At 50.9% G+C, this 12,694-nt stretch carries 11 protein-coding genes; 9 read left to right on the forward strand and 2 right to left on the reverse strand.

The window, feature by feature from the left end:
- Positions 1 to 62 precede the first annotated feature (62 nt).
- Together sor and B8987_RS08370 are read right to left on the reverse strand one after the other, a co-directional pair.
- A complete protein-coding gene (gene sor / locus B8987_RS08365; RefSeq protein WP_020375642.1) occupies positions 63 to 983 on the reverse strand; it encodes a sulfur oxygenase/reductase in 921 nt (306 codons plus the stop codon).
- A gap of 291 nt (positions 984 to 1,274) precedes the next feature.
- Positions 1,275 to 2,528: an IS110 family RNA-guided transposase gene (locus B8987_RS08370; protein ID WP_084660932.1), complete on the reverse strand. Its 1,254-nt coding sequence runs from the start codon at positions 2,526 to 2,528 to the stop codon at positions 1,275 to 1,277.
- Positions 2,529 to 3,010: 482 nt separating this feature from the next.
- Between B8987_RS08370 and B8987_RS08375 the strand changes: the two genes are divergently transcribed.
- The 9 genes from B8987_RS08375 (at position 3,011) to B8987_RS08420 (ending at position 12,627) form a co-directional block, all read left to right on the forward strand.
- On the forward strand, positions 3,011 to 4,246 hold the full coding sequence (locus B8987_RS08375; protein ID WP_084661229.1) for an IS110 family RNA-guided transposase: 1,236 nt from the start codon (positions 3,011 to 3,013) through the stop codon (positions 4,244 to 4,246).
- 373 nt (positions 4,247 to 4,619) lie between these two features.
- A complete protein-coding gene (locus B8987_RS08385; protein ID WP_084661231.1) occupies positions 4,620 to 4,955 on the forward strand; it encodes a hypothetical protein in 336 nt (111 codons plus the stop codon).
- Entirely contained in the window at positions 4,946 to 6,004 is a 1,059-nt protein-coding gene (locus B8987_RS08390) for a DUF2079 domain-containing protein (RefSeq protein ID WP_176213195.1), read from the forward strand. Before B8987_RS08385 ends, B8987_RS08390 begins: the two co-directional genes overlap by 10 nt.
- 119 nt (positions 6,005 to 6,123) lie before the next feature.
- A complete protein-coding gene (locus B8987_RS08395) occupies positions 6,124 to 6,984 on the forward strand; it encodes an ABC transporter permease (RefSeq protein ID WP_242940649.1) in 861 nt (286 codons plus the stop codon).
- Entirely contained in the window at positions 6,985 to 8,193 is a 1,209-nt protein-coding gene (locus B8987_RS08400) for an ABC transporter ATP-binding protein (protein WP_084661234.1), read from the forward strand.
- The gene (locus B8987_RS08405) at positions 8,194 to 9,285 is read left to right on the forward strand and encodes a glycosyltransferase family 4 protein (RefSeq protein ID WP_242940650.1); all 1,092 of its coding nucleotides are present in this window, start codon (positions 8,194 to 8,196) and stop codon (positions 9,283 to 9,285) included.
- Between the two features lie 71 nt (positions 9,286 to 9,356).
- On the forward strand, positions 9,357 to 10,400 hold the full coding sequence (locus B8987_RS08410; protein ID WP_176213196.1) for a glycosyltransferase family 4 protein: 1,044 nt from the start codon (positions 9,357 to 9,359) through the stop codon (positions 10,398 to 10,400).
- On the forward strand, positions 10,387 to 11,346 hold the full coding sequence (locus tag B8987_RS08415; RefSeq protein WP_084661236.1) for a glycosyltransferase family 2 protein: 960 nt from the start codon (positions 10,387 to 10,389) through the stop codon (positions 11,344 to 11,346). Before B8987_RS08410 ends, B8987_RS08415 begins: the two co-directional genes overlap by 14 nt.
- 42 nt (positions 11,347 to 11,388) lie before the next feature.
- Complete coding sequence (locus B8987_RS08420) at positions 11,389 to 12,627, forward strand: helix-turn-helix domain-containing protein (protein ID WP_084661237.1); 1,239 nt, start codon at positions 11,389 to 11,391, stop codon at positions 12,625 to 12,627.
- Positions 12,628 to 12,694 lie beyond the last annotated feature (67 nt).

Consider the following 12,694-nt stretch of genomic DNA (forward strand, 5'->3'; position numbering starts at 1 on the left):
TTCCCGAAATGGGAAGTCTTTTCAATGATTTTCGAAACGTATTAATAGGATAGAAGGAATAATTACTCGTTGAGATATTCCCGCCATGACGTGTCTTCCATCATCGGGCTCCATAATGTCACGTAAGGTCCTTGGACCAATGTGGCTAACGCCTTGTCGTGCTGAGCACGGTAACGTCCGTTAATCACCACACGAGAAATCCCAAACATCGCCGAGTTTAAGTCCATCCACTCCATGTGAACCAGGTACTTGGTTGGGGTCTTCTTCGCCTCGATGAGTTTGAAATTGCCTTCTTTGTTCTTGGGTGGGTTGTCTCCCAAGGTTTGCAGTGCCTGGTGAATCCCTTCTGGTTGCAGCTGGAAGCTTCCAATGGCGGAGGCACCAATTTGCTTTAAGACCATGTAACCCAAGAAACCCGGAGCCTTCTGGAACATCTTCATCAAATCAGTAATAGCGGTTTCAAATTCTTGTTCGCGGCCGGGAATGATATAGTGATCAGATCCCGCAATCACACGCTGACCATACGGCATGGCTACAGGAGCCGGTTGCTGTCCGGCCATGAAGGCTGCTCCGAGCTTCGAAGGAACGTCAGTCATCGCGATGACTTCCGGCAAATCAGAACTGACGATTTCATACACATCTTCCCAAGGGCCTTCAACAACCATACCTAAGCAGCTGGAGCAGAGACGGAAAATACTGTCGAATTGCTGGTAGTGCATTTCTTCGTGGTCTTCCCAGCGCTTCCACATAGTGTATTGACGAATACCAATGGGGTTTAGTTCTTCGTGCATGTCCATTTTGGCGCCGCCGTAACGACCACCCATGGGGAACACACCGATTTGCACGTGGTTCTGGAAACCAACGAATCCGGGGTGATTCGCGGTCACCATACAAACTTTTGGTCCAACTTGTTGAAATGCTTGAAAACTCGATTCAGCATTAACTACTTTTGCATCATTAATTGCGATATATGGACGAGGCATCTTAATATACCCTCCTACCTCAATGTTTTGTCCTGTTTCCTAACCCTTTCACAATCTTTCAAGGGATTTCGCTTCGGTTCCCTCTCGAACGGTCTTTCATTACCGTGACCACGTTAGCGAACCCTACCATGTCTCACAGGGTCTATGCCCGACCAATCCTTCGTTCAGCTTGACGTGCGGTAGTAATGACGTGGGAGCCGGACTCGTATACGGGGTCATTTCACCGAGTGAAAGCCCAACAGGAGGGAGACGACTTCCCACGCCCGAGACAGAACCGAAGCCCCTCCATCGTTACGCGGCGGTCGACACCTCCCCCAGGGGGAACAGTCGCGCCGCATCATACGCCTGTCCGTGCTTCATGCACGCCCAGGCCACCCGGAGGAGCTTCGTCGCGACCGCCACCATGGCGGCTTTCGGGGCGAGCGGATGCGCCGCCCGTCGGGTGAGCGACTGATACCAGGCCTTCCACTGGGGATCCTTGGCCACCGCGACGCACGCGGCCTGATACAGCACGGCACGCGCGGCGGGACGTCCCCGTTTGGCAATATGCGTTGGGCCTTGGCGGTGTCCCGAGCTGGTTTGGGTGAGATTGAGTCCCGCCATTTTCTGCGCTTGGCGCGCATCGGCGAATCGGGACAAGTCCCCCAACTCGCCCAACACCGTGGCAATGACCTGGGGCCCGAATCCCGGAATGCTGAATAACGGCTGAGCAGGAGTCCAGTCCTCTAAAATGGCGGCTTGCGCGGCTTCAATGGCCGTTTGCGCGGCGAGCGCCGCGCGCCAACTCCGAAGATAGGAGGCGAGTTGGAGACGCGCAGTCGCCCGGCCTACGGGAATCCCAATGGAGTCCACGGCGGCCTGGTGCAAGGCGTGGGCGCGTTTAGCGCCGACGCGATGTGTGGTGGCGGCCTTAAACTGGTCCGCTATCGCATCCACGGACTGCGCTAACACCAAGTCCGGCGTCGGGAGCGTATCCAGCGTCGTCAGCGCCGCTTTCCCATCCCACGCCTTGAAGACCGTGAAGAATTCCGGAAAGTATTGATGGATCCAGCCGGCAATGCGCGCTCGCCATCGCATGACGTCCTGGTGGTGCTGCCGACGCGTCACCGCCAACGTGGCCAGCTGGGCCAGCGCGCCGCCGCGCGGCTCCCACCGGAACCACCGGCCATCATAGACGAGTCGGGCGATAACCCGGGCATCCTTGGCGTCGGTCTTGGTCGGGGTATTGTCATCCAATTCCTTGAGTCGATGGACGTGAGCCGGCTGCACCAGCACCACCTCCGCGCCGTGCGCACGGAGCCAATGGGCCAACCCAACCCAATAGTGCCCGGTGGACTCCATGCCAACGCGGACCTCCTCGGACGGCCGCCGCTCCCACATCGCCTCAAATCCCGCACGGGTATTGGCGAACCGAAAGGCTTTACCGACAGGCCGCCCGTTCGTGTCCAGCCATTGCACATAATGCCAGTCCTTCGCCACGTCGATGCCGCCCACCCCCAGTCCTTGCTTTCTTCCGTCGCTCTGCTCTACACTGTGCTTAGCCATTGAACTGTGCCCCCCTGAATTTGGTTGTTGTTCGCTACTCCAACCCTATCAGAGGGGCCATTCTTTACTCAATCCCTAAATACGCCCCGGACACTTTATTACAGGATTCTCGTATAAAGAAATTGATTCTGCTACCCTGAGGCTTTATCTTGAGGCCTGCCTCGCGGCCAGCAGCAATCGGCATTCGGGATGATCAGGCTTGCCAGATCGGGTTTCGTCGGCGATGCTCGAAGAAGATCGGGACGATTCAAGACTGCATTCCTCCTGCCGGATTGACGGCTTCGAAAGTCTGTGAGTCGGCGACGCCGCTTCGTCACAGTTAACGCGCGGGATGCCGCTCCCCCCGTGGAGACCCGTGGCACCGGTCTATCGCACACCGCGGGTGGCGATGACGGCTTATAAGCGAGGTTGCGGCGAAGGCGTCGGCGCGTCGGCGAAATCCCGTTCCCGATGCATTCCTCCGCGAAGGGAGGTGAAATCCCATGGATAGCGTGTTGTACGTCGGTATTGACACCAGTCTCGGGGCTCACGTCGTCTGCGCGATGGCGGCGGATGGCCAGGTCGTCGCGCGGACGACCGTCCCCAACGATCAGGCGGGGGCCGAGCAATTCGTCGCCTGGCTGCACCCCCACGCCGCGCCGTACGCGCGGCTGGCCATTGGCGTCGAGGCCACGTCCGTGTACCATGTGCCGCTGATGGAATGGCTGACGCAAACCCCCGACTTGCAGCGGTGGCAACCCACCTGGTACGTCCTCAATCCGAAAGTCGTCCAGAAATTCCGAGAGACCTATGTGGATCGGGGCAAAACCGACCGAGCGGATGCCGCCCTGATTGCGGATGTCATGCGGTTTGGGCGCGTCACGCCCTGGACCCCGCCGGATCCGCGCTATGCGGCGTTGCAGGTCTTGACCCGCCATCGTCGGCAGCTGAGCCACCTCATCACCCAAGAAAAAAATCGCGCGTTGGTGCAATTGTTTTGTGTCTGGGGGCAGTATGCCCATACGGAGGAGCCGTTTTTCTCGAACGTCTTTGGGGTAGCGTCGCAAACCGTGTTGGAACGCTACACGCCCGATACGCTGGCAGCCATCCCGCTGGCGGATCTGGTGGCGGAAATCGCGGCGGCCGGTCGCCAACGGCTGAAAGCGCCCGATGACATTGCGCAGACCTTGCACCGCTTGGCGCGGCGCGCCTTTCGGTTGCATCCGGACGAGCAGGACGCGCGGCACCAAAGCTTGGTCCTGCATTTGGACACCATCCGGGCCTTGGAACATCAACAACAGGCGCTGGACAAAGTGATTGCCCGTGACATGCAGGCGTTTCGCCAAACCCTGACCACGATTCCGGGGATTGGTCCGGTCTATGGCGCGGGCCTCTTGGCCGAAATCGGTCCCATCGAACGATTTCCGTCGGAAAATGCCTTGGCCAAATATGCGGGGCTGACCTGGCGCCCGCATCAATCGGGGAATTTTGATGCCGACATCCGTCCGCTGACGCGGACGGGGAACGTCTATTTGCGGTACTACTTCATCGAAGCGGCGGAGAGGGTCCGGGTGCGGGACCCGCAGTTCAAAGCCTTTTACGAGAAGAAGTACCACGAAGCCACGCACCACGCGCATAAGCGGGCGTTGGTCTTGACGGCACGCAAGTTGGTCGGCGTGGTCTACGGGATGCTGACCCGGGGCCAAATCTACGACGAAAGGAAGTTGATGCCGCACTAAAGGGATTGACAACTGATTTGCCATTATCTACCACCTCCTTTTAGGCAGGTTTATGTTGACCTGGCCCTGTTCGTCGTTGTCCTAAGCTGATCGGTTCTTGACATTTAACCGCGGGACTTAATTATGACTCTGCTTCTGGGACAGAGTACGAAATGATGGCAATTTTTTGTTCCCAGGTCGTTTGAAATTGTCTTTTGGTCGCGTGACCATTGACCTCGGTCAATTTGTATTGTACACCTTTGATTTCGAAATGGATCAACTTGTTTCAAAAAAAATCGAAAGCAGTTTAAAAAAGAACCAGTTCTTGCTCCTCAGCGTGAGCTATGCCAGAATCGACACAAAGGATGATGAAGATTCATGAAAGAGGCCGATTATGACGGAAAGTGTCTGGATAAAACCAGAAGTTGAGAATCGTGATGCCCAATATTTTGGCGTGGGACTGTATAGTCGCATTTTTGCGTACGTGGCGATTGTCCTCTCCGCGCAGATTTTTCGCTGGAGCTTATATGTCGCGCATGGTTTTGATTTGGGATTTTACCAGCAAGCTTTGGCGGCATGGGTCCATGAAGGGATACATGCCACGTCTACCTATTTTTCCGGGCCCGTATTAGGACACAATGACGCCTGGTTGATGATTTTTCTCGCTTATCCTGCCATCTGGCTAGGCACCGGTTTTTGTTTTTTATCGAAACTCTGGGTGTGGCATTAGGATACATTCCTCTGGCGAAATTAGCCAAGTTATGGGGCCTATCCCCAGAATCCCTGGTTGTGATAGGAGGATTGTACCTTCTAAATCCCTTAGTGATTGCTGGTAATCTTTATGATTTTCATATGAGCCTCTTGGCTATTCCCTTTTTACTATGGGCCTTTGTCTTGGCTCAGAAATCCCAGTTAGGAGCCTTTACCCTAACTCTCCTTCTATTCACGGGTTTTGGGATTCACGGAACATTGGTTATGGCATTGTTCACGCTGGTATTGCTGTTGCAAAAAGACCGGCGGTTTGCCCTCGTGACGTTTTCTGTGCTGATTGTGTGGTTTCTCGTCTTACACCTGGGATTTGACTTATCATGGGCGCGTTGGCTTTTGCCCGGTGTTTATCCGTTAAACTTTCATATCTCCATGCGCACGGTACTTTATAGCATTTGGGTGATAGCGCCCTTTTTGTTCGTAGCGACACTGATCCTTCGTCACAAGGCGTTTTACTTGAGTCCCTATTGGATTATGGCCCTAATTGGGTTAAGTATTCATCTATTTTCAAGCAATTTGGCACAATCCTCACCCTTTGACCAAGACTCTGCGTGGTTGGTACCGTTTTTGTTGTGGGCTGTGATGGACACGTTAAGACACTTTTCGCGGGTTACCTGGTCCAAAAAAGCACATGGGTTTATAAATGCTGTGCTTTTGGGAATGCTCGCATTAATGGCTTTAGATTTTTATCATTCGGCTTGGCGCGTCAGGCCCCAAAATACGGCGGCATTGACCAAAGCCCTTGCTCATGTTTCTCTCCACCAGGAAATTTATGCACAAAATAACGTGCTACCGCATTTGGGCATGACACCTTACGCGGTGCCTTTAAGTCGTCTTAATCCTTTGCACCTGGCCTATGGGGCGCAGGTGATTTGGGACACCCAGTTTAGTGATCACATCACTTCAGCCAAGGTTTATGCCTTTTTGCATACCCTATCTCACTCCCCAAAGGCCGACATTGTCTTTCAAGACGCGGGTGTTATCGTATTCAAAATTACCGCGCGCCATTAACAGCTACGGGGCACTAGGGTTATGATTGTTGGCATTTTAGCCATAGATGTCTAAAATGAGCGAAGGATATCATGAGCCGGCGATTGATTTTTGGATCGAGCAAGGGAGCGAAAAAAAGCGTGTCAAAGCCTGTCCGTATGGATGAATCATCACACGAGAGTGCATCGTCACCCTCTGTGTCATTATGGAAAAGCCAGTGGCAAAAGCGTTTCCATCAAATCGGGTTGTGGGCCGAATTAACGCGCAATTTGGCAGTACGAGATGTGGAAACCCGTTATAAACACTCGATCTTGGGGTTATATTGGGCCATCATCAACCCCTTAGTGACCGCGGCGATCTTTGGATTTGTCTTTGGGGTTGTCTTTCATGCTTCCAGTAAGCCGATTCCCTATGTGGTTTTTATGTTGACGGGAATCACATTTTGGAACTTTTTTGCTAATGGCGTGATGTCGGCTGTTGGGAGCATATCCGGCAATGCGGCTTTATTGGCGAAGATTTATTTTCCTCGTATTGTGTTGCCGACGGCATCAGTTTTGGCGCGCTTTATTGATTTCCTATTTTCATTACTTGTGCTCATTGTCTTTATCTTTATTTATCACACCCCTATTTATTGGACGACCTTATGGATTCCTGTTATTTTAGTGCTGCAAATATTCTTTACGCTCGGGATTGGTTACTTAGTGGCGGCCTTAAATGTTCTCTACCGCGATGTGAACCAGCTTATGGGCCTTATTCTTTTGGTGTGGATGTATTTTTCTCCGGTTATGTATCCTGTTACCAATCTGAAACCCAGCCTCCGTAGTATTTTGTTAATGAATCCGATGGGCAGCCTGTTGCAAATGGAACGTGATGTGATTTTTACTGGCCATTTGCAATATCCCATTTTTGCTTGGGTAGCTCTGGCCTGGACGGTTTTTGTATTTTTGGCTGGGGTTAGTCTTTTTAGACGGATTGAACCGCTATTTGCTGAGGTGATGTAGGTGGCAACCATTGTTGTGGATCATGTCTGGAAACAATTTATGCTGCGCCGCGATAGGGCCGATAGTGTGGGACAGCTGTTGACCCGTATGATCCCAAAGCGCCGGAGAAAGGCACCTGCGGAACCGTTCTGGGCTTTAAAAGACATTTCATTGAACATGCCTGCTGGGACCTCTTTTGGTATTGTGGGCAATAACGGTTCGGGAAAAAGCACGTTATTAAAAATTTTGACGCGAACGATGAGTCCGACTCGAGGACATATTCATATTGAAGGCCGGGTTTCGGCGCTGGTGGAGTTGGGGGCTGGTTTCCATCCTGACTTTACTGGTCGGGAAAATGTCTACTTGAACGCGTCCATTTTAGGGATCAGCCGCCGGGCTATTGAAAAAAAGATGGATGACATTATCGATTTTGCAGAAATTCGACCGTTCATTGATACCCCGGTGAAGTATTATTCCTCTGGAATGCATGCCCGCTTGGGATTTGCCGTAGCGACCAGCGTGGAACCCGAAATTCTTATTGTGGATGAGGTCCTTGCAGTCGGTGATGAAGCCTTCCAACAAAAATGTATGGACCGTATTTTTCATATGAAGCGGGAAGGCACGAGTATTTTGTTGGTATCCCATGATCTGTCATCCATTGAACGGCTTATGGATCAAGCCATCTGGATTAATAAAGGGGTCATGCAAAAATCGGGTCTTCCCCGTGATGTGGTCTTAGCGTATCGTCAAAGCGTGTTAGATCAAAATCCACAAAACCCCGCCGAGGAATTCACCACTTCGGAAGTCAAACGAGATAGTGAAGGCCCTTTGCAGTTGCAACAGGCTTTTGTGCGTAGTCGGGATAAAATTATTGATACGTTATTATCGGGGGACTCTTTAAATGTGGTCATCGTTATGGAAAATCATGGACCTGATGCGTTTAGGGGGCATTTGAGCTTGGCCTTAAGACGGCCAGATGGGCTTGAAATTGCCAGTTTCTCGACGTTACTGGACGGTACACCAGTCATCTTCCCACAAGGAACAGTGCGGGTTTCTTTAAATATGCCGGAACTGTATTTAACGGCTGGCCAATATGAAATGAGTGTGACCTTATATGATGATAATGGTCGCCGGTTAAGAGAATGGCCGGGAGCCATCCCCTTGGCGGTGCAATCCATGGCACGAAGCCCAGGGCTATTAGTGCTTCCGCACACGTGGCAGGTGGAATAGGTGACAAGGCCCGTCATTGGTATTGATGCGCGCTACGGAATGCATAGCCCCCGCCGAGGTATTGGGGAATATATTTACCAATTGCTTCGCCATCTAGCGGATATTCCTAGGCCCTATGATCTATACCTGTATGCGGATGAACGAGCGGATAATGAGACCATCAAACAATTTCGCTCGGCGTTTCCCATAGAGATTCTCAAGGCTCCCAATTTCTTTTGGTGGGAACAATTGGCTATGCCCTATGCGGCGCGTTCCATGTCATTAATTCATGGGACGGCCAATATCGGGCCGCTACGAACGAGACAACCTTTAGTGCTGACGGTTCATGACGTCATCGAATGGCACCGGGGCAAGGATTTCGGAGGTCAGATTCCCTTGCGCCATCATCTGAGCCGACTATACCGGATGAATGCCCTCAACTATTTAGTGCGGAAAAGCTCGCTGATCTTTACGGTGTCTCACCATGCGGCCCAAGATATTGCGGCAACGTTAAATGTTCCCATTGACAATATTATGGTGACGCCTTTGGCTCCTAAATATCAAAGTGACAACATAATGTGGCCCAAAAAGCCCTTTGTTTTAGTCTTGGGAGCCATGGACCCCAGAAAAAATCTGGCCCTGGTGATGAAAACGGCGGCTATGTTGGTGAGGCGGGGGGTGCATTTTAAAGTGGTGGGAATCGAATCCCATCATTTATCCCGGGTGATGCAGGAGACTGTGGTACCGGACAATGTGGAATTATGCTCGATGATTAATGACGTTGCGTTAGCGGATTTATACGCCGAAGCGAGCTGTTTTGTCTATCCCAGCCTGTATGAGGGGTTTGGCCTACCGATTTTGGAGGCGATGTCCTTGGGCTGTCCTGTCATTACCGGAACCAACAGTTCATTGCCCGAAATAGGGGGCGATGCCGCATTCTATGTGGATTCGCTCGATCCCTCTCACTGGGCCGATGCGATTTGGCAGGTCATTACGCACCCTGAACAACAAAAAAATTTGGCAGAGCGGGGACAACAGCGCGCTGGGCGGTTTGACTGGAATAAGACGGCTTCCCTAACCGATGAAGGATATCGGCGTGTTCTTGGGCTTTAAGGTAATGGGAAGTCATTAGGCGATGGAGGCGAAAGACAATAGCCACGGTTGTTGCTATGGATGTGCGGGTTTTGTCCGGACAACGGGAACGGGTAGGCATTGCCCAATATATCGCGCGTTTATTGGCCGAATACCAACATGACAGCCAAAATGTCGTCTTGCATCCTTTATCTTATGAAAAGAATGACAGTGAATCGGATGGGGTAGCCGTTCGGGTCATTCCCCGTATCAAAGGAATCCCCTGGCAAAGTCTCTTATTGCCATGGCATTTAAGGCGTCATCACTATGATGTGTTTCATGGCCCGGCATTTAGTATTCCTCCCTTTAGTTCCGTCCCGTCAGTAGTTACGATCCATGATGCCGCCTTTTACCGTATGCCTGAAGTGGTACGGTCCGATACGGTTCGCTATCTGATGCAGGTCGTACCGCGCTCAATGCGAAATGCCACCAAAATTATCGTTCCGTCTTGGGAAGTGCGAGAGGATTTGTTAAAAATGGCTTCAGACTTGAGTCCAGATCGTATTGCTGTGATTGCGCTGGGCAGTGATCGTTTAAGAGATATTCCGCCATCGCCTGCATCATTTCTGGAAGCCCCCTATTTTCTTCATGTGGGAACGATTGAGCCTCGTAAGAATTTGGAGTTTTTGCTAGAGGTATTCAACGAGATCGTCACAAAGGGCCATTTGCCCCATCATCTCGTATTGGCCGGATCAAATGGCTGGAACAATGAATCGTTTTGGCGGACTTATGAGAACTTCCCGCTGAAAGACCGGGTGCATATTTTGGGGTATGTGTCAGATAGTGAGACGGTGAGATTGTATCACGATGCGGCCATATATCTTTCGCCTTCCCATTATGAAGGCTTTGGCCTTGGGAGTTTTGAGGCGTTGTGGCATGGTTGTCCCGTCATTGCTTCGCCGACAGGAGGCGTGAGGGATCATACTGTGGAAGGACTTTATGTCTTACCCACGGACCATGTGGAATTATGGACTCAAAAAATTATGGAAATGGTAAAAGAACGAGTAGATGTTGACCAAAAAGCGTTGCCTACCTGGCATCAGACGTATGCTCAGCACGCAGCCCTTTATCATGAGGTGAGTCATGGAAAACGATGACAGACTGCGAGTTGAAGATGTCTCTGTTATTATTGTGAACTATAATGGGGAAAAAGTTATTGCTCAAGCGGTTCAATCCGTTTTGGCTCTTCATCCAAGGCCCCTTGAATGCATTGTGGTCGATAATGGGTCGACCGATCAAAGCCTCAATATTCTTCACCAGTTCTCCGATCCCCTCTTACGATTGATCTCGTTAAATGAAAACCGTGGTGTTGCAGGAGGGCGTAATGCGGGTGTGGCTATGGCCAGAGGCCGAATTTTGGCATTTTTAGATAGTGATGGAGAAGCGACGGAGAGCTGGCTTGCCAAGGCTGTGGAGGTTCTGGTGGAACATCCGCAAGCGGGCGCTGTTGCTCCTTTGGTATTGATGAACCAAGGGAAAATCATTAACGGGGCGGGTTCCTTTCTTGATGCTACGGGTCACGGCAGAGATCGTCTTTGGGGAGAGTCTTTGTCTCAATATGAAAGCACTTTGTTGACCTGGCGTGGACAGCCAGTCGATTATCCGATGGGATGTGGCATGATTATACGCCGTGAGGGGCTCGAGGCTATTTGGCCATTAGATGAGACGATGCCCAAATGGCATGACGATACGGAGATCGGAATTCGTATCCGGCAATTAGGGTATCGCGTCATATTTGAACCCTTATCCCGCGTGTTGCATCATCCGGGCCATTCTGATCCTAAAGATAGGAGGCAACGCCAACATATGGCCGAAACAGCACGCCTGTTGTTGGTATGGAAATATTATCCTTTGACGACGGCCATTGCGGTAACGCTGCATTATAGTTTTTTTGCTCTAACCGCTTCCCGATATCATATGTCGTATGCGAAAGATTTATGGAAAACATGGTCGAAATTATGGGGAGAACGGAAAAAAATTTGGGCAATTCGCCAACAATGGCGAAATAAAGACAATATGGTCGGAAAATCTTTCCTGCCTTGATGAAGTTTGTTATTATGGCAGGAGATTTTGTAGAAGGTAAAGGTGTCGGTCGTGGAGGACGTGAAAATTCGGCCTGCGTCCCTTACCGTAGGTGACCGGATTCGGAACCTGCGTCTGATGCAGGGCCTGTCTGTAGAAGCATTGGCGACCCCAGGGCTTCCCGTTTCCGTGATTGAGTTGATAGAAACCAATCAATGTGTGCCTCCTGACGACTGGATCCGGCACTTTGCCCACGTTCTCGGAGTGGACATGAGCGCGTTAATTTGTCCACCAAAGGTTGCCTTAAGGCAAGCGGCACAGGCTTTATGTGAGGCGGGACACGACGCCGTTATCAAAGGACGTCATGAGGATGCAGCAGAAATTTTGTCCCAAGCTTATCAGTTTACCCGGGCTTACCACTGGCATGATTTACTCGCTTCGATCGGTCCCGATTTGTCTCAAGTCCTACAACTAACAGGTCAAGTCTCGCAAGCTGCAGATTTTGGTCTGCATATTTTGTTGTCGCTTCCTGCTCATGTGGATACCAAAGACCGGCGTCACACATTAATTCGCACAGGTAATGCGCTATATCAAATGAATCATTTTGCCATGGCTGCTGTGCTTTATGACCAAGTGATATCTGAAGCCGATGGGGATGAGCGCATTGTTATGAAAATGTTATTAAACACCGGCCTTTGTTATCTCAATATGGGTCAATTTCATCAAGCGTACCACACTTTTGAACAATGCTGGGATATCGCTAAACAGCTTAATGAACCGTATTGGTTGGCTTGGACACATATTGATCTAGCCGCGTGCGATTTGATGCAACATGAAGCAATGCCGAGAACCCGAGAGCATTTAGAAAAAGCCGAAGAATTCGCGCTCGCGGCCCATGACCAAGCTGCTTATGCCGCAGTCATTCATGACCGCGGCGAATATTATCTTTATCAGAAGCAATGGAAAAAGGCTGAAACGTGTCTTATTGATGCCCTCGGGTATTTGAGAGATGATAGTGCGTCATATGCTTTTATTCTAGACGACTTGGCGGAATTATACATTCATCGCCGGTACTGGCGCAAGGCGCAGAAAATTATTCAACGCATGTTAAAGATTTCTCGTTTCATCCACAACGAACGCATCAAGGGATTGGCCCACCGGCGTCAAATGCAGTGGCACTTATCCCGCCAACAAAAAGATGAGGCCCAAGAATATTTCTACCGTGCGTTGTCCGTTTTTAATCAGATTGGTCATCAATTAGAGGTTCAACAAACCCTTGCCCTCTGGTCTCAGTCTCCATAACGTGGATCATATGTCCTTCTTTTTTGCCGCATGCTGTAAGAATTCTAGCTTTTTATTTATGTGAATA

Source organism: Sulfobacillus thermosulfidooxidans DSM 9293 (assembly GCF_900176145.1).
Lineage (GTDB): Bacteria > Bacillota > Sulfobacillia > Sulfobacillales > Sulfobacillaceae > Sulfobacillus > Sulfobacillus thermosulfidooxidans.